Genomic DNA, 16,505 nt, shown 5'->3' with positions numbered 1-16,505 from the left:
ACGCCGCGCGGCTCACTGCGCGGTGAACTGGATGCGGTGATGGCCGGTCGCGGTATTGGGGATGGAGTCCCGCCGCTCGGCGGTCTGCACCCGGCCGCGGCCGTCGATCGCGCGCACGGTCAGGGCGTGCAGGCCGGGCGGCACATCGGCAAACTCGCAGCGCCACTGCCGCCACGTGTCCTGTGAGACCGCGGTGGCCAGGTGGGCGGAGCGCCAGTCCCCGTCGTCGAGGCGCACCTGGACGGAGCGCACCCCGGCCCGCTGCGCCCACGCGGTCCCGGCGGCGACGACCGTGCCCGCCGGCACCTGGGCAAGGGGCCCGGGCACCTCGATCCGGCTGGCCGCGAGGATGGGGCCGCGCTCATCCCAGCCGCGCTTCGTCCAGTAGCCCTGGGCGCGATCGAACCGGGTCACCTCGAGGTCGGTCACCCACTTGGTGGCCGAGACGAAGCCGTAGAGCCCCGGCACGATGAGCCGGGCGGGGAAGCCGTGCTCGGGGCGCAGCTGCTCCCCGTTCATGCCGATCGCCAGGAGCGCATCCCGCCCGTCGCGCATGGCCTCCAGCGGGGTGCCCGCGGTGAAGCCGTCGATCGACCCGGAGAGCACCATGTCCGCCTCCGGTTGCGGGCGGGCGCGCGCCAGCAGGCTGCGCAGGGGGTATCCGAGCCAGGCGGCCGTGCCCACCAGCTCGCCGCCCACCGGATTGGACACGCATGTCATCGTGAGCGCGCGCTCCACCAGGGGCAGGGACAGGAGCTCGTCCATCGTGAGCGTGACCTCCTCCTCGACGAGCCCGTGGACACGCAGGGACCACCGCTCGGGGGCGATATCTGGGGGTGTGAGTGCGGTGTCGATGCGATAGAAGTCCGCGGCCGGGGTGATGAAGGGCGCCACGCCGTCCACCGCGATCTGGGCGCTGGCGGGCACGGCGGGCATGGGGCTTGCGGGGCGCGGCAGCACGAGGCGGGCGGCCGCGCCGATCGCGGCCCCGCCGACGACCGTGATGGAGCGCCCGAGGGCCAGGCTGAGTGCGCCGACAGCCGCGAGCGTGCCGGCGGTGGTAAGGAGCGCTCGCCGCCCCGGATCACTGGCCTGGCCTTCGTTGCGGCCCCGGTGCGCTCCGCGGTGACCGCGCCGCGCGCGGCGGTCGAGCGCCGCCACCAGGACGAATGCCGCAAACCCGAGCACGGCGCCTAGCAGCGCGGCGCCGAGGTCGGGGGCGCGACTGCCCGGCCGTGCGGCCACCGCGCAGACCAGGCCCGCCTCGAGGGCGGCGAAGACCACGGCCGCCGTGCGCGGGCGCCGGCGGGCCAGCAGCCCGATGCCCGCCGCGATGACGAGGCCGCCCAGCGCGACGCTCAGCAGGAGCACGGGTTTGTCGGCGGTGCCCAGGTGCTCGATCGCGAAGGCGACGGCCGCCGGCGGCGTGAGCGCGATGATCGTCTGGCTGAGCGCCAGCAGCGGGGCCGTGGAGGCACCCAGCAACCGGGCGAGGGCATCGGCGGTGCCCAGGAAGACCACCGTGGGGACGACACCGAGCGCGGCCGCCCCGGCGGCACGGCGCGCACGGGCGCACAGGGCGGCGGAGTGGCCGCGGGACTGGCGAGGGGGTGCAGGGCTGCTCATGCCGTCTATTCGGAGCCGGCGCCCAGGCGGATTGGCCACGGAGTCCGGTTTCAGCGGTCGGCGAGTGCCACGAACCCGCCCGAGGACCGGGCACGGTGTGCCGATTGCCCGCTGCGGCCCTATTGTGAGTGCGTTGCAGTCCTCCGGGCTGCGCCGCCACCCGATCGCGCCTCAGGAGGGCCATCCGTGCACGAGCACCACATCGAGACCACCCCGCAGGAGACGACCGTGCGGGTCGGCCACCATGAGCTCGTCATCCGGCGCCGCTACGCGCTGCTGAGCATCGGCAACGACATCCTCATCGGCCTGTGGTTCCTCATCGGCAGCTTCTTCTTCTTCTCGGAGAAGCTCATCTTCCTGGGCACGTGCCTCTTCGTCATCGGCAGCGTGGAGATGCTCGTCCGGCCCCTCATCCGCCTGGCCCGCCAGCTGCACATCCAGCGCATCCGCGGCACGGCCCCGGAACACGCCACCTGGGACTTCTGAGCCCGGACGTCGGCAGCCCGGCCGTCAGAGCGCCCCTTAGTCCCCCAGCGTGGCGTAGGCGTACTCGACGCTCGCCTGGCCGGCCTCGATGAGCCCGTCGATGAGCGCGGAGACCGCCGGCATCTCGTCGGTGACCTCCACGATGACCGCCGTGTCCGTCGACAGCCGGGCCAGCAGCGCGCCCGCGTCCTCCATCGCCCGCTGGAACTGCGGCGAGCGCGGATCCGGGTCCGCCGCGGCCTCGGTGCCGTCGTACACGGCGCCCAGCGTGAGCTCGGTGGGCGCCTCGACCTCGGGCTGGGCATAGGAGACGGCGAACGCGCTGACCTCGCCGCCATCGCGCAGCAGCGCGGCGCCGTAGGCGCCCGCGGCCTCGGACAGGAAGCGGTTGTTCACCTGGCCCAGCGACATGGGGGCCGCGGGATCGGCGCGGTTGACGCCGGCATACCAGGCGGCGAACGCCTTCGTCAGCTCCACCGAGCCCGTGGCGGTCACGGCGAAGTCCTCGAGCCGATCCGCGCCCAGCGCACCCAGGGCGAGTGCCTCGATGCGCACCACGCGGGTGGTGAAGAGGGTGGAGAAGCCGGCGTGCTCGGCGGCGGCGAACCCGGGCGAGCCTGCGGCCACGCGCGTGCGCAGCGGCAGCCCGTCGAGCTCGGTGCCGCGCACCTCCTCGCGCACCGCGTCGAAGAGCCCGCGGCCCAGGCCACGGCCTCGCTCCTCGGCGGCGACCTCCACGTACGACCACGCGCGGTACGGATGGGCGGGCGAAGCCGCGATGGCACCTGCGCCCACGAGGATGTCCGGGTCCTCCGCCGCGGCGACCACGCAGCGGCTGAGCGCCGGCTCGCCCTGCCCGCCGTCCGAGGCGGGGCGGAAGAGGCCGCGCTCCATGTGCTCGGCGGGGGTGGCGGCATCGTGGAAGACCTCGCCCAGGGCCAGGTCGTCGCCTGCGGAGAACGGGCGGATGAGCATGGTGGCCTCCTGGTCACGGACGCGGCTGGACGGATGCATCGATCCTAGCGGGAGCGCGCAGTTCGCCGCCGCGGGTCCGCCCCGGCCGGTCCGATACAGTCAAGCCATGACCGACGCGCACACCGCATCCCACCAGCCCGCCCACGCCCCGCAGCCCGCACAGCAGGCACAGCAGTCCGCGCCCGCGGCAGCCGACCGGGACCCCCAGGCGCTCGCCGCCGATGCCGCGGCCGTCCTCAACGCCGCGGCCGGCATCGAGGCCCACGACATCGCGCTCGTGCTGGGCTCCGGCTGGGGCGGCGCGGCCGACCTGCTGGGCGAGGTGATCGCGCAGACCCCGGCGGACCAGGTGCCCGGCTTCCACTCCCCCGTCGTCGCAGGCCACGGCGGCACGCTCACCACGATCCGCCTGGGCAACGGCGCCCACGCCCTGGTGCTGGGCGCGCGCACCCACTTCTACGAGGGCCGCGGCGTGGACGCGGTGGCCCACGGCGTGCGCACCGCCGCGGCGGCGGGCTGCCGGGCGGTCGTGCTGACGAACGGCTGCGGCTCCACCCGCGAGGAAACCGGCCCCGGCACCCCCGTGCTCATCAGCGACCACCTCAACCTCACGGCCGCCTCGCCCCTGCACGGCGCCACGTTCGTCGACCTCACGGACCTCTACTCCGCCCGGCTGCGCGACATCGCCCGCGAAATCGACCCCAGCCTGGCCGAGGGCGTCTACGCCCAGTTCCCCGGCCCGCACTACGAGACCCCCGCCGAGGTCCGCGCGGCCCGCACCCTGGGCGCGGACCTCGTGGGCATGTCCACGGCACTCGAGGCGATCGCCGCGCGCGCCGCAGGCCTCGAGATCCTCGGCATCTCGCTCGTGACGAACCTGGGCGCCGGCGTCTCCGCCCAGCCGCTCGATCACGCCGAAGTGCTCGAGGCCGGGCGTGCCGCGGGCCCCCGCATCTCCCGGCTGTTGGCCGACATCGTCGCCCGCATCGTGGGAGAGGGCTGAGATGGCCGTCGCGGACCGCTTCACCGCGGGCTTCGACCCCCAGGTCGTCGCCGCCTGGATCGCCGATGACCCCGATCCCGCCACTCGCGCCGAGCTGCAGGCGCTCCTCGCTACCGCCCGCGGGGATGCCGACGAGGCCGCCGCCGCGCGCGCGGACCTCGAGGACCGGTTCGCCGGCCCCCTGGCGTTCGGCACCGCGGGCCTGCGCGGGGCGCTGGGCGGCGGGCCCAACCGGATGAACCGCGCCGTCGTCATCCGCGCGGCCGCGGGCCTGGCCGCCTTCCTGCGCGACACCGTGGGCGAGGGCTTCTCCGTGGTCATCGGCTGCGATGCCCGCTACGGCTCGGCCGACTTCGCCGCGGACACGGCCGCGGTCGTCACCGCCGCCGGCGGCCGGGCGATCATGCTGCCGCCGCAGCTGCCCACCCCGCTGCTCGCGTTTGCGCTGCTGAGCCTGCGCGCCGACGCCGGCGTCATGGTCACCGCCAGCCACAATCCGCCCCGGGACAACGGCTACAAGGTCTACCTGGGCGAGTCCGCGCTGCGCGCTGGCTACGCGCTAGCCGGCGAGGACCCCGTCGCCGCGCAGCGCGCCGCCCAGGCCGGGGCGGGTGCGCAGATCGTGCCCCCGTTCGACGCCATGATCGCCGAGCGCATCGCCGCGGTCGATGCGGTTGCCTCCGTCCCCCGCGCGCAGGGCTGGGAGACCCTGGGCGACGAGGTGGTGCGCGCCTACCTCGACCGCCTGCGCGAGCTCGACGCCAGCGCCCAGGCGCCCCTGCGCATCGTGCTCACCGCCATGCACGGCGTGGGCGGGCAGATGATGACGGCCGCGCTCCACGAGGCGGGCTTCGAAGACGTCGTGCCGGTGGATGAGCAGTTCTCCCCGGACCCGGACTTCCCCACCGTCGCCTTCCCCAACCCGGAGGAGCCCGGCGCGCTCGACCTCGCGATCGCCCGGGCCCAGGGCAGCGGCGCCGAGCTCATCATCGCCAACGACCCGGACGCCGACCGCTTCTCCGCCGCGATTCCGGACCCGCAGGCCGGGTCCGGTACGTGGCGCCAGCTCACCGGCGACGAGGTGGGCCTGCTGCTGGGCGAGTTCGTCGGCCAGCGCTTCTCCGCCTCGGAGGCCACGCACCTGACGATGGCGAACTCCATCGTGTCCTCCCGCGCGCTGGCCGCCGTGGCCGCCGCCCACGGCCTCCAGCACGTGTCGACGCTCACCGGCTTCAAGTGGATCTCCCGCGTCCCGGGGCTGGTCTTCGGCTACGAGGAGGCGCTGGGCTACTGCGTGGACCCGGCCGCGGTGCGCGACAAGGACGGGATCTCCGCGGGCCTCCTGTTCGCGGCCCTGGCCTCGCGGCTCAAGGCCGAGGGCCGCACGGTCGACGACGAGCTGGCGCGCATCCGCGCCCGCGACGGCGTGCGCCTGACCGCGCCGCTGAGCTTCCGGGTCGCCGATGTCTCCCTCATCGCCGCGGCGATGCGCCGCCTGCGCGAGGCCCCGCCCGCGCAGCTCGCGGGTTCGCCGGTGGAGCGCGTCGTCGACCTGAGCGAGGGCTCGCCGGAGCTTCCGCCCACCGACGGCATGGTCCTCGAGACCGCCGCGGGCGATCGGGTCATCATCCGCCCCTCGGGCACGGAGCCCAAGCTCAAGTGCTACCTCGAGGCCGCGGAGCCGGTTGCCGGCGCCGAGGCGCTGGCCGGGGCGCGCTCGCGCGCAGCGGCGCGCCTGGCCGCGATGCGCGAGCAGCTCGCGGGATCGCTGGGGCTGTAGACCCGGGGCTCACATCCGCTTGGCCGCCACCCAGTTGGCGATCCCCCACGTGCCGTAGAGCACGAGGACGGACCACGGCGCGATTGCCTCGAGGGGCACGCGCGCATCGTCGAGCACGAAGCCCACGACGACGAGCGCGAGGCTGCCGATGAGCGCCACCGCGCCCACGGCGGCAAGGCCCGCGCGGGCGACCTGGCGCTCGCGCTCGTCCGCGTATTCGAGGGCGTTGATGCGGGCGAGGTCGTTGTCCGAGCGGTGAACCGCCCACCAGGCCGCGCCGAATTGGATCACCGCGAGCGCGCAGAGCACGAGCCCGAAGGCCAGTCCCCGCGCGCTGAGGACGGCCACGAGGACACCGGCGATGAGCAGGGCCGCGGCGAAGACCACGTTGAGCCAGGACACGCCCAGCGGGCCGCGCTTAGGGTGCGTCGACATCGAAGATCTCCTCCACGCTGAGTCGGAAATGGCGGGCCAGGGCGACCGCGAGTCGCAGGGAGGGGTCGTAGCGCCCCTTCTCCAGCGAGTTGATGGTCTGGCGCGACACCCCCACCGCGCGGCCGAGCGCCTCCTGTGAGAGCCCCGCGTCCTGGCGCAGCTCCTTGACCCGGCTCTCCATGTGTCAAACGTACTTGACAGCAGCCGGACAGTCAAGCACGCTTGACATGGAAAGCGCACTTTCCACCGTGCGACGCCCTGAACCAGGAGGAACCCATGCACGCGCTCGTCGACTTCGCCCAGTCCCTGCCGCCGGCCGTCCACTGGCTGGGCATCCTCGCCCTGTCCGCCATCCCGTTCGTCGAGTCGTACTTCGGCTCCGCGATCGGGGTCCTCACCGGCATGCACCCGGTCGTGGCGATCGGCCTGGCGGTGGTGGGCAATGCCGCCACGATGCTGCTCGTCGTCATGGGCGCGGCCGCCGCCCGCCGCGCGGTCCTGGCACGCCGTAGGGCCGGATCGCAGGCCGGGGCCGGCGCCAGCGCGGAGGCAGCCGGGGCGCCGGGCTCGAAGCGACGGGCGCGGGTCCGGCGCATGTTCGACCGCTGGGGTGTGCCCGGCGTCAGCCTGCTGGGCCAGTGCTTCCTGCCCAGCCAGATCACCTCAGGGATGATGGTCTCGTTCGGCGCCAGCCGCAACGCCGTCATCGGCTGGCAGCTCGTGTCCATCGTGGCGTGGGGTGTGGTGTTCGGCGCGCTGGCGGCCGCCGGCGTGCGGCTCATCGGCTGAACGGCCGCGCAGCCCATCGCCGGGACACCGCTGTCGGCCCGACCCGAGGCGCGCGGGCCCCTGCGAAGCGGCCGGCAGGGCTCAGCGCAGGCGGGCGAAGACGAGGTTCGAGATGCCCCAGGTGCCGAAGAGCACGACCATCTGCGTCATCGCGAGCACCCGCACATCGCTGAACGGCGGGCTGAAGAGCGCGGCCAGCAGGTAGACGAGCAGCACGAGGAACAGGCCCGCATACGCGGTGTACGTCAGGGCCACCGTGCCGCGGTCCACGTTGCGCGGTCCCCCGTCCGGGGTGCCCCGCGCGGCCAGGGCGCTGGGCGAGGAGTGGACCCACCACGAGCACGCCCACTGGGCGGCGCCCAGCACCGCGAACGCGATCGCCGCACCCCACTGCAGGCTCACCAGGCACAGCAGTGCGAATGCGCCGGCGCTTGCCGCGACGGCAAGGCTGAGTCGGGAGACGGTGCGGGTCTTGGGCATAGCACCAGTGTACGAACCGCCGAGGTCAGACCGGTGAATCGACACTGCCGAGCCGCTGAAAGTGCGCTGAGGGAACGGCGCCGGCGGGACTGCTCAGAAGCCCGCGAGCACCGTCGCGGAGCCGGAGAGGCCCAGGCGGGTGGCGCCGGCGTCGATCATGGCCTGCGCGGCCTCGGGGGTGCGGATGCCGCCGGAGGCCTTGACGCCCAGCCGGCCGCCCACCGTCGTGGCCATGAGCTCGACGGCGTGCGCGCTGGCCCCGCCGGCCGGGTGGAAGCCCGTCGAGGTCTTGACGAAATCGGCGCCGGCGGTCTCCGCGCGGCGGCAGGCCTCGACGATCTCCGCGTCGCTGAGCGCGGCGGACTCGAGGATGACCTTGACCAGCGCGGCGCGCCCGGTCTCCTGGGCGGCCTCGGCGGTGGCCTGGACGACGGCGCGGATGTCGGCCTCGACGGCGTCCCAGTCCCCGGCCTTCGCGGCGCCGATGCGGATGACCATGTCCACCTCGTCCGCGCCGTCGGCCACGGCGCGGGCGGCCTCGGCGGCCTTGACCTCGCTCTTGACGGCTCCGGAGGGGAACCCGCAGACGGTGGCGATGGTGAGCTCCCCCGTGTCGGCCAGCGGCAGCTGGTCGGGGAGACGCACACGGCCAGCACGCCCAGGCTGCGCGCCTCGGCGACCAGGGCGGCGACATCGGCGGGCGTGGACTCGGGCTTGAGCAGGGTGTGGTCGATCATCGCGGCGACGTCAGCGCGGCTGGTCATGGGGTGCTCCTTCTGGCGGGTGCGGGCTGCGGATGGGACGGGTGCTGCTGGGCGGCGGGCGCTCAGGACACGCGGTCGAGGATGACGGTGGCCCGGCGCGCGGCGGTCGCGGCGGCGCTCGTCGCCGGCGCGATCTCCACGCCGCCGGCCAGCGCCTCGCGGGCGCGGGCGAAGCGCTCCTCGTCATCGGAGTGGAGGGTGAGCAGCGGCTGGCCCGCGCGCACCTCGTCGCCGGGCTTGGCGTGCAGCTCGATCCCGGCGCCCGCCTGCACCGGGTCCTCCTTGCGGGCGCGCCCGGCGCCCAGCCGCCACGAGGCCACGCCCACGGCCAGCGCGTCGAGCTCGGCGAGCACGCCATCGGATTCGGCGAGGACGGTGTCCGTGTGGGCCGCGGCGGGCAGCGGCGCATCCGGATCGCCGCCCTGGGCCGCGATCATGGCCCGCCAGGCGTCCATCGCGCGGCCGTCGGCCAGGGCCGCGGCGGGGTCTGCGTCGGGCAGCCCGGCCTGGGCGAGCATCTCGCGGGCCAGGGCCATGGTGAGCTCGACGACGTCGGCGGGGCCGCCGCCGGCGAGCACCTCGACGGACTCGCGCACCTCGAGCGCGTTGCCCACCGTGAGCCCCAGGGGCGTCGACATGTCCGTGAGCAGCGCCGAGGTGTCCACCCCGGCCTCGCGGCCGAGCGCCACCATGGTGCGCGCCAGCCGGTGGGCGGCCTCGCGGTCCTTCATGAAGGCACCGGAGCCCACCTTGACGTCGAGGACGAGGCTGTTGGTCCCCTCGGCGATCTTCTTGCTCATGATCGACGAGGCGATGAGCGGGATGCACTCGACGGTGCCGGTCGTGTCCCGCAGCGCGTAGAGCTTCTTGTCCGCCGGCGCCAGGCCGGAGCCCGCGGCGCAGATGACGGCGCCGATCTCCTCGAGCTGGGCCATGAGCTGCGCGTTCGTCAGGTCCGCGCGCCAGCCGGGGATCGCCTCGAGCTTGTCGAGCGTGCCGCCGGTGTGCCCCAGGCCGCGCCCGGACAGCTGCGGGACGGCCACGCCGAAGACCGCGACGAGCGGTGCGAGCGGCAGCGTGATCTTGTCCCCCACCCCGCCGGTCGAGTGCTTGTCCGCGGTGGGCTTGGACAGGCCGGAGAAATCCATCCGCTCGCCGGAGTCGATCATCGCGCGGGTCCAGCGGGCGATCTCCGCATCCTCCATGCCGTTGAGGAAGATCGCCATGGCCAGGGCGGCCATCTGCTCATCGCCCACGGCCCCGCGCGTGTAGGCGTCGATCACCCACGCGATCTGCTCGTCGCTCAGGCGCCGGCGCTCGCGCTTGGCGGCGATGACGTCGACGGCGTCGAAGGGTTCGATCGGCATGGGGTCCTCCCGGGGTGGTCGTGGGGCGGGTTGCGCGGCGCCGGCGCCGGTCGCCGGGGCCGGCGCCGAGGCGCGGGCCGGCGGCCTACCGGCGCGCGGCGCTCAGGTGGTCGGGTCCGAAGGCCTCGGGCAGCACCTCGGACATGGGGGCGAGCCCGCTGGGCAGGTCGAGGACGAGCTCGGGCCCGCCGAACTCGAAGAGCAGCTGGCGGCACCGGCCGCAGGGCACAAGGCGCTCGCCGCGGCCGTCGACGCAGGCGAAGGCGACGAGGCGGCCGCCACCGGTGCGCGCGAGCTCGGAGACGAGCCCGCACTCGGCGCACAGGCCCAGGCCGTAGGCGGCGTTCTCCACGTTCGTGCCGCTCACCACCCGCCCGTCGTCGACGAGCGCCGCGGCGCCCACCGGGAAGCCGGAGTACGGCGCGTAGGCCCGGGCCATCGCGGCCAGGGCGGTGTCGTGGAGCTCGGCCCACACCTCGGCGGGGAAATCTCGCATGGCCCTCACTGCTTGCGGTAGGGGACGCCCTCGGCGGCCGGCGGGCGCACGCGCCCCACGAAGCCTGCGACGGCGAAGATCGTGACGATGTAGGGCAGCATGAGCAGCAGGTCCGGCGGGATCGGCGCGCCGATCGCGGACAGCGAGTTGCCCAGGTTCTTCGCGAACCCGAACAGCAGGGCGGCGAACAGCGCGCCCTTGGGGCTCCACTTGCCCAGGATCATCGCGGCCAGCGCGATGTAGCCCTGCCCGGCGGACATCTCCTTGCCGAATGCCAGACCGGAGCCCACGGTGAAGAACGCGCCCCCCAGGCCGGCGATGCCGCCGGCGAGGATCGTGTTGATGGCCCGCCACCGGTTGACGTTGATGCCCACGGTGTCAGCGGCGCGCGGGTGCTCGCCGATCGCGCGCATCCGCAGGCCCCAGCGGGAGCGGAACAGGAGGAACTGGAGGGCGAAGACCACGACGTACATGAAGTACACGAGGATGTTCTGGTCGAAGAGGACCTCGCCGATGACCGGGATGGACCGCAGGCCGGGAATCGGCAGGTTCGGCAGCTGCTCGCGGGTGTTCCACGTCGCCTCGTCGGCCGAGAGCACGGTGGAGAACAGGAAGTTCGTCAGGCCCACGACGAGCACGTTGAGCACGACGCCGATGATGATCTGGTCGACCCAGTAGCGGATCGCGAAGAACGTGAGCACGCAGGCGACGAGCATGCCGCCGATCGGGGCTGCGATGAGGCCGACGTACGGGTTCTTCGCGGCCGAGGCGACGACGGCGGCGCAGAACGCGCCGGCCAGGAGCTGGCCCTCGATCGCGATGTTGACGATGCCCGAGCGCTCGCCGATGAGGCCCGTCATCGCGCCGAAGATGAGCGGGACGGACAGCGCGAGCGCGCCGGCGAGCAGCGAGGTCGTGGCGATGAGCCCGTTGCCGGCGCCGGCCCACGTGAGGAACGCGAGCATGAACAGCACGCCGAAGCACACGGGCAGCCACGTGCCGGGCTCGAAGCGCCGGCGCGCGGCCCACGTCGCGTAGGCCGCGAGCACCGCGCAGAACAGGCCCAGCACGATCGCGGTGGCCTTGGCGGGCACCACGACGGGCGGGATCGTGAAGAAGTCCCCCTCGGTGGCGAACTCGAAGGTCGTCTGCGCGCCGCCGGGGGCCGCCAGGCCGAAGCCCACGAGCGCCAGGAGCGCGAGCACCCCGTAGACGATGGGCAGCTTCCAGTCGATCGGCTGGAGCGCGGCGAGGGTCTGCCGGTCATCGGCCGGCGCGGCGAGGGTGCTCACGCGTCCTCCTTCTTCACCGGGGCGGGCAGGCGGAAGATCGTGCGCACGAGCGGGGGCGCCGCGATGAGCAGCACGATGACGGACTGCACAACGAGCACGATGTCGATGGGCGTGCCGGTCTGGGCCTGCATGAGGTACCCGCCGGCCTTGAACGCGCCGAACAGGAGGCCCGCGAAGAACGTGCCGAGCGGCCGGGAGCGGCCCAGCAGGGCGACGGTGATCGCGTCGAAGCCGATCGAGCCGCCCACGCCCGCGGACAGCTTGCCCTCCGTGCCGAGGATCTGCGCGGCCCCGCCCAGGCCGGCGAGGGCGCCGGCGATGAGCATGACCGTGATCGTCACGCGGGACACGGAGATGCCCGCCGTCTTCGCGGCGTTCGGGTTCTCCCCGACCGCGCGGAACTCGAAGCCGGTCGTCGAGCGCTCGAGCAGCCACCATACGAGCAGCGTGGCGAGGATCGCGACGATGAAGCCCGCATTCAGCCGGAACGGGGAGGGCAGCAGCGGCGGCAGCATGGCCGACGAGTCGACCGTAGCGGAGATGGGGTTCGCGGAGTCCGTGTGCTTGAACCACGCCTGCTTGAGCAGGTAGGCGAAGAGGAAGCCGGCGATCGAGTTGAGCATGATCGTGACGATCACCTCGTTGGCCCCGGTGCGCGCCTTGAGCACACCGGCGATGCCCGCCCAGATCGCCCCGCCCAGGATGCCGCCGGCCAGGGCGACGAGCAGGTGGATGACGGGGGGCAGGTGCAGCGCGTAGCCGAGGAAGCCGGAGCAGATGGACCCGAGCACCACCTGGCCCTGGCCGCCGATGTTGAACAGCCCGGAGCGGAATGCGAGCGCGATGCCCAGGCCCGTGAGGATGAGCGGCGTGGCGCTGACGAGCGATTCGGTGAAGGGCCTGACCATCCGGACCGCCGAGGTGGCCTGCCAGTCGAACACGGAGCCGCGCAGCAGCGCGAGGTAGGCCTCCGAGATCGCCTGCCAGGCGGCGGCGAAGAAATCGGCGGGGCGGGCGAAGAAGTAGCTCGCCGTCTCCTGCACGTCCGGGTTGGCCACGGCGATGAGCACGGCGCCCACCGCCAGGGCGATGACGATCGCCAGGAGGGACACGAGCCAGGACCCGGAGAGGATCTGGCGCATGAGGCCGGGCTGGCCGGTCCCCGCCGGGCGCGAGCCGCCCGCGGCCGGCTGGGGCGCCGGCGGCTGCGACACGGTCGTTGAGCTCATCAGATGTCCTCCTGCGCGGCCTCGGAGACCTCGGTGACGGCGCTGCCGTCGTCCACCCGCGCCTGCGCCTCGGCGGCGGGGACGCCGGCCATCATGAGGCCCAGGGCATCGCGGGGGGTGTCGCCGGGCACGATGCCGACGATCCGGCCGCGGTACATGACGGCGATGCGGTCGGCGAGGTTGCGCACCTCGTCGAGCTCGGTGGAGACGATGATGCACGGCGTGCCGGCGTCGCGCTCGGCGATGATGCGGCCGTGGACGAACTCGATGGAGCCGACGTCGAGGCCGCGGGTGGGCTGGCTGGCGATGAGCAGGCGCAGCTCGCGGCCGAGCTCGCGGGCGAGCACCACCTTCTGCTGGTTGCCGCCGGAGAGGGTGGAGATCGGGTCGTCGATCGAGGTCAGCCGGATGTCGAACTCGTCGACCTTCTTCGCGGCCTCCTCGCGGATGACCGCGGGCCTGAGCGCGAGGCCCTGGGCGTAGGGCGGCCGGTCGTACCAGTCGAGGATCATGTTCTCCCGGATCGCGAAGTTCGCGATGATCCCGTCGGTCGAGCGGTCCTCGGGGACGAACCCGATCCCGGCGTCGAGGCGCTGCTTGACGCTGCGTCCCAGGAGGCTGTGCCCGTCGAGGACGATGTCGCCGGCCTGCGGCTCGGCGAGGCCGATGATGGTCTCCGTGAGCTCGGTCTGGCCGTTGCCCTGCACGCCGGCGATCGCGAGGATCTCCCCGCGCGCCACGCTGAAGTCGATGTCGTCGACGACGGGGAAGCCGGACTTGTCGAGCACCGTGAGCCCGGCCACCGCGAACGTCTCCTCCCCCGGCTGGGCGGGCTCCTTCGCAGACGTCAGGTGGACATCGCGGCCCACCATGAGGCTCGCGAGCTCGGATTCCGAGGAGCTGGGGCTCGCCTCGCCCACGACCGCGCCGCGGCGGATGACCGTGATGGCATCGGCGACGGCGCGCACCTCGCGCAGCTTGTGGGTGATGAAGACGATCGAGGTGCCCTGCGCCTTGAGCTGGCGCATGATCTCGATGAGCTCGTCGGTCTCCTGCGGGGTGAGCACGGCGGTGGGCTCGTCGAGGATGAGCACCTGGGCGTCGCGGGAGAGGGCCTTGATGATCTCGACGCGCTGCTGGGCGCCCACGGGCAGGTCCTCGATGACCGCGTCGGGGTCGATGTCGAAGCCGAAGCGCGCGGAGATCTCCCGGACCTTGGCGCGGGCGGCCCCCAGGTCGAGGATCCCCATGCCCTTGACGGGCTCGTAGCCCAGCGCCACGGACTCCGCGACGGTGAAGACGGGCACGAGCATGAAGTGCTGGTGGACCATGCCGATGCCGGCGGCCACGGCGTCGCCGGGCCCCGAGAAGCGCACGGGCTCGCCGTCGACGACGATCTGGCCCTCATCGGGCTCGTAGAGGCCGTAGAGGACGTTCATGAGGGTGGACTTGCCGGCGCCGTTCTCGCCGAGCAGCGCGTGGACCTGCCCGGGCTCGATCGTGAGGTCGATCGCGCTGTTGGCCACCAGGGAGCCGAATCGCTTCGTGATCCCGGCGAGCTGGAGTTTCACGTGGGGTTCTCCTCGTGCCGAAGCGGCGCAGGACTGCACCGCCGATTCCGTGCACGGCTGACTATTGCACAGTGGGGCTGGGCGGAGCGAAGCGCCCACGGCCGCCGGGGCGGCCATGGGCGCTTGGCTCAGATCACTTCGGGGAGGCCTTGGACTCCACCTTGAGCTTGCCGTCGATGATCTGCTGCTTGAGATCGTCCACGCTCTTCTTCACGTCGTCGGGCACATCGCCCTCGAGGTCGTGGTAGGGCGCGATGCCCACGCCGTCGTTGGACAGGTCGCCCACGTACGGCTCGGCGGAGAACTTGTCGTCCTTGGCCTCCTTGGCCGTGTCGTAGACGGAGTTCGCGATGCCCTTGACCACGGAGGTGAGGATGATGTCCTTGTAGTCGGGGGCGGACTCGTAGCCGTCGGAGTCGACCCAGATGAGCTTGGCGCCGTCCTTCTTCTTCACGGCGGCGGCCGCGCCCAGGCCCACGGGGCCGGCGACGGGCATGACGATGTCCGCGCCCTGGGAGAGGAACTGGTTGGCCAGCGTCTGGCCCTGGCTCTGGTTGTCGAAGTCGCCGGAGAAGGAGCCGGACTGCTTGTCCTTGTCCCAGCCGAGCAGCTTGACGTCCTTGCCCTTGTCCTGGTTGAACTTCTTCACGCCGTCGGCGAAGCCGTCCATGAAGATCGTCACGGAGGGGATGTTCATCCCGCCGAAGGTGGCGACCTTGTTCGACTTCGTCGTCCCGGCGGCGACGTAGCCGGCGAGGAACGCGGCCTGGGCCGTGTTGAACTCGATGGGCTTGGCGTTGTCGAGCTCGACCGTCTTGCCGTCCTTGTCCGTGAACGGGGAGTCGATGAGCGCGTAGTCGATGTCCTTGTTCTCCTGCGCGGACTTCGTCATGACGGGGGCCAGGTTGAAGCCCACGCCGTAGATGAGCTTGCAGCCCTGCTGGACCATCTGGTCGACGTTGGAGGTGAAGTCGGAGTCGTCCTTGGACTCCGCATCGGACTCCTGGAGGCCGAACTCCTTGACGGCCTTGTCGAAGCCCTCCTTGCCGGACTGGTTGAACGAGCGGTCATCCCAGCCGCCCGCATCGGAGACCATGCAGGCCTTGTAGTCGGACTTCTGCTCCGAGTCCTTCGATTCGGACGGGGCCTGGCCGCAGGCCGACAGGGCGAGCGCCGAGACGGCGACGACTGCGGTGAGCGGGGCGAGCTGCTTGCGCTTCACGTGACTATTCTCCCGGATGTGACGACGTTGGAACCGGCGCGGGCGCGGGGCCGAGGCACCGCGCGAGCGCGCGCAATCAGGCCGCACCGAGGCTGCCGTCATGGTTTACACAGGATAGACCGACTCGGGGCGCGCCGCGGACCCGGGCGTTACATGTAACACACCGATACCCAATTGCAATGCGGGCATCCGCTCAGCATCTGCCCGTACGATGTAGGGCATGTTGCCCGATTCACTGATCGAACTCTTCGAACTCTCCGGCGCCGATGACTTCCCGCAGGAGGGATCGCAGCGCCATGACCTCGCCGCCCTCGTCCATGCCTCGATGACCCAGGCTACGCTCATCCGCACGGCCAGCACCCGCTTCGCCCACGCCCATGACCTCAACCTCGTGGACTTCAACGTCCTGGGCGCCGTGGTCGCGGGCACCGGCAGCAATATCACCGTCACCCCCGGCTACATCAGCGAGCAGCTGGCGCTGTCCGCGTCGACGCTGACGTCGATCCTCGAGCGGCTCACGGACCGCGGCCTGCTCATGCGCGATCGCGACGAGTCGGACAAGCGCCGGATCGCGATCTACTACACGGAGGAGGCGGCCCACCTCATCCTGCGCTACTACCGCGAGGTCGGCCGCGCCTACGAGGAGTTCTTCGGCGGGCTCGACGCGGATGCGCTGGCGGCCGTCACGGAGACGGCCAAGGAGCTCAACCGCGCCAACGCGCGCGCCGGCGAGCTCGTCACCCGCGCGGAGTACTGAGCAGTCGGAGTACTGAGCAGTACTGAGCCCTGAGAGCAGCACCGAGCCCAGGCAGCAGTACCGAGCCCTCAGACGCCGGGCCTCCCCCGGTTCCGCTCCAGTCGTGCCGAAGCCGCCGCCCCGTTCGGGGCGGCGGCTTCGCCGTGCGCTGCCCCTGCAGCCCGGGCCCGATCCCTCCCCCGTTGCGTCGGCGCCTGCCCTGACCAGGGCGGTTGGGCGTTTCACGAGGCGGA

General features: G+C 72.6%; 16 protein-coding genes and 1 pseudogene. 5 read left to right on the top strand and 12 right to left on the bottom strand.

The features are described 5' to 3' along the window. Positions 1–12: 12 nt before the first annotated feature. Positions 13–1,626, bottom strand: a complete 1,614-nt coding sequence (locus GSY69_RS01660) for a molybdopterin-dependent oxidoreductase (protein ID WP_160952159.1) — start codon at positions 1,624–1,626, stop codon at positions 13–15. 186 nt (positions 1,627–1,812) lie between these two features. Between GSY69_RS01660 and GSY69_RS01655 the strand changes: the two genes are divergently transcribed. Next, positions 1,813–2,112, top strand: coding sequence for a YrhK family protein (locus GSY69_RS01655; protein ID WP_328698717.1), 300 nt, complete (start codon positions 1,813–1,815; stop codon positions 2,110–2,112). A 36-nt stretch (positions 2,113–2,148) separates the two neighbouring features. Here GSY69_RS01655 and GSY69_RS01650 read toward each other — a convergent pair whose 3' ends face one another. Next, on the bottom strand, positions 2,149–3,126 hold the full coding sequence (locus tag GSY69_RS01650) for a GNAT family N-acetyltransferase (RefSeq protein ID WP_235936199.1): 978 nt from the start codon (positions 3,124–3,126) through the stop codon (positions 2,149–2,151). A gap of 67 nt (positions 3,127–3,193) precedes the next feature. Between GSY69_RS01650 and GSY69_RS01645 the strand changes: the two genes are divergently transcribed. Together GSY69_RS01645 and GSY69_RS01640 are read left to right on the top strand one after the other, a co-directional pair. Next, positions 3,194–4,090, top strand: a complete 897-nt coding sequence (locus GSY69_RS01645) for a purine-nucleoside phosphorylase (RefSeq protein ID WP_160952158.1) — start codon at positions 3,194–3,196, stop codon at positions 4,088–4,090. A gap of 1 nt (position 4,091) precedes the next feature. Next, positions 4,092–5,870 (top strand): phospho-sugar mutase, encoded by a 1,779-nt coding sequence (locus GSY69_RS01640; protein ID WP_160952157.1) that lies wholly within the window; start codon positions 4,092–4,094, stop codon positions 5,868–5,870. Between the two features lie 9 nt (positions 5,871–5,879). Here GSY69_RS01640 and GSY69_RS01635 read toward each other — a convergent pair whose 3' ends face one another. After that, positions 5,880–6,305, bottom strand: coding sequence for a hypothetical protein (locus GSY69_RS01635; RefSeq protein WP_160952156.1), 426 nt, complete (start codon positions 6,303–6,305; stop codon positions 5,880–5,882). Then, positions 6,289–6,486 (bottom strand): helix-turn-helix transcriptional regulator, encoded by a 198-nt coding sequence (locus GSY69_RS01630; protein WP_160952155.1) that lies wholly within the window; start codon positions 6,484–6,486, stop codon positions 6,289–6,291. The genes GSY69_RS01635 and GSY69_RS01630 overlap by 17 nt, the downstream gene beginning before the upstream one ends. A gap of 95 nt (positions 6,487–6,581) precedes the next feature. On the opposite strand from GSY69_RS01630, the gene GSY69_RS01625 reads away from it, so the two are divergent. Next, positions 6,582–7,094, top strand: coding sequence for a hypothetical protein (locus GSY69_RS01625; protein WP_160952154.1), 513 nt, complete (start codon positions 6,582–6,584; stop codon positions 7,092–7,094). A gap of 81 nt (positions 7,095–7,175) precedes the next feature. Here GSY69_RS01625 and GSY69_RS01620 read toward each other — a convergent pair whose 3' ends face one another. The 8 genes and pseudogenes from GSY69_RS01620 to GSY69_RS01585 all read right to left on the bottom strand — a co-directional run bounded on the left by GSY69_RS01620 (position 7,176) and on the right by GSY69_RS01585 (position 15,515). Next, the gene (locus tag GSY69_RS01620) at positions 7,176–7,574 is read right to left on the bottom strand and encodes a hypothetical protein (RefSeq protein ID WP_160952153.1); all 399 of its coding nucleotides are present in this window, start codon (positions 7,572–7,574) and stop codon (positions 7,176–7,178) included. A gap of 93 nt (positions 7,575–7,667) precedes the next feature. Further along, positions 7,668–8,338: pseudogene (gene deoC / locus GSY69_RS01615) on the bottom strand (deoxyribose-phosphate aldolase). Between the two features lie 62 nt (positions 8,339–8,400). After that, complete coding sequence (locus tag GSY69_RS01610) at positions 8,401–9,705, bottom strand: thymidine phosphorylase (protein ID WP_160952152.1); 1,305 nt, start codon at positions 9,703–9,705, stop codon at positions 8,401–8,403. A gap of 85 nt (positions 9,706–9,790) precedes the next feature. After that, positions 9,791–10,201 carry a cytidine deaminase gene (locus tag GSY69_RS01605; RefSeq protein ID WP_160952151.1) on the bottom strand — a complete coding sequence of 137 codons (411 nt, stop codon included), beginning with the start codon at positions 10,199–10,201 and terminating at the stop codon, positions 9,791–9,793. A 5-nt stretch (positions 10,202–10,206) separates the two neighbouring features. Further along, a complete protein-coding gene (locus GSY69_RS01600; RefSeq protein WP_160952150.1) occupies positions 10,207–11,493 on the bottom strand; it encodes an ABC transporter permease in 1,287 nt (428 codons plus the stop codon). Continuing rightward, positions 11,490–12,722, bottom strand: coding sequence for an ABC transporter permease (locus tag GSY69_RS01595; RefSeq protein ID WP_160952149.1), 1,233 nt, complete (start codon positions 12,720–12,722; stop codon positions 11,490–11,492). The genes GSY69_RS01600 and GSY69_RS01595 overlap by 4 nt, the downstream gene beginning before the upstream one ends. Then, positions 12,722–14,293 (bottom strand): ABC transporter ATP-binding protein, encoded by a 1,572-nt coding sequence (locus GSY69_RS01590; RefSeq protein ID WP_160952148.1) that lies wholly within the window; start codon positions 14,291–14,293, stop codon positions 12,722–12,724. The genes GSY69_RS01595 and GSY69_RS01590 overlap by 1 nt, the downstream gene beginning before the upstream one ends. A 133-nt stretch (positions 14,294–14,426) precedes the next feature. Beyond that, positions 14,427–15,515: a BMP family lipoprotein gene (locus GSY69_RS01585; RefSeq protein WP_268526588.1), complete on the bottom strand. Its 1,089-nt coding sequence runs from the start codon at positions 15,513–15,515 to the stop codon at positions 14,427–14,429. A 220-nt stretch (positions 15,516–15,735) separates the two neighbouring features. On the opposite strand from GSY69_RS01585, the gene GSY69_RS01580 reads away from it, so the two are divergent. Then, positions 15,736–16,272 carry a MarR family winged helix-turn-helix transcriptional regulator gene (locus tag GSY69_RS01580; protein ID WP_160952146.1) on the top strand — a complete coding sequence of 179 codons (537 nt, stop codon included), beginning with the start codon at positions 15,736–15,738 and terminating at the stop codon, positions 16,270–16,272. Positions 16,273–16,505 lie beyond the last annotated feature (233 nt).

It is taken from the genome of Brevibacterium rongguiense (genome assembly GCF_009857845.1).
GTDB classification, from domain to species: domain Bacteria; phylum Actinomycetota; class Actinomycetes; order Actinomycetales; family Brevibacteriaceae; genus Brevibacterium; species Brevibacterium rongguiense.
The sequence above is the reverse complement of the archived record's forward strand: the minus strand, read 5'-3'. Positions and strand labels throughout refer to the sequence as shown.

Excerpts from the sequence above, each read along its gene's own strand:
- GSY69_RS01630 (WP_160952155.1), bottom strand. The coding sequence starts at position 6,486 with ATGGAGAGCCGGGTCAAGGAGCTGCGCCAGGACGCGGGGCTCTCACAG.
- GSY69_RS01625 (WP_160952154.1), top strand. The coding sequence starts at position 6,582 with ATGCACGCGCTCGTCGACTTCGCCCAGTCCCTGCCGCCGGCCGTCCAC.
- GSY69_RS01645 (WP_160952158.1), top strand. The coding sequence starts at position 3,194 with ATGACCGACGCGCACACCGCATCCCACCAGCCCGCCCACGCCCCGCAG.
- GSY69_RS01660 (WP_160952159.1), bottom strand. The coding sequence starts at position 1,626 with ATGAGCAGCCCTGCACCCCCTCGCCAGTCCCGCGGCCACTCCGCCGCC.
- GSY69_RS01620 (WP_160952153.1), bottom strand. The coding sequence starts at position 7,574 with ATGCCCAAGACCCGCACCGTCTCCCGACTCAGCCTTGCCGTCGCGGCA.
- GSY69_RS01605 (WP_160952151.1), bottom strand. The coding sequence starts at position 10,201 with ATGCGAGATTTCCCCGCCGAGGTGTGGGCCGAGCTCCACGACACCGCC.
- GSY69_RS01595 (WP_160952149.1), bottom strand. The coding sequence starts at position 12,722 with ATGAGCTCAACGACCGTGTCGCAGCCGCCGGCGCCCCAGCCGGCCGCG.
- GSY69_RS01650 (WP_235936199.1), bottom strand. The coding sequence starts at position 3,126 with ATGCATCCGTCCAGCCGCGTCCGTGACCAGGAGGCCACCATGCTCATC.
- GSY69_RS01635 (WP_160952156.1), bottom strand. The coding sequence starts at position 6,305 with ATGTCGACGCACCCTAAGCGCGGCCCGCTGGGCGTGTCCTGGCTCAAC.
- GSY69_RS01640 (WP_160952157.1), top strand. The coding sequence starts at position 4,092 with ATGGCCGTCGCGGACCGCTTCACCGCGGGCTTCGACCCCCAGGTCGTC.
- GSY69_RS01580 (WP_160952146.1), top strand. The coding sequence starts at position 15,736 with ATGTTGCCCGATTCACTGATCGAACTCTTCGAACTCTCCGGCGCCGAT.
- GSY69_RS01610 (WP_160952152.1), bottom strand. The coding sequence starts at position 9,705 with ATGCCGATCGAACCCTTCGACGCCGTCGACGTCATCGCCGCCAAGCGC.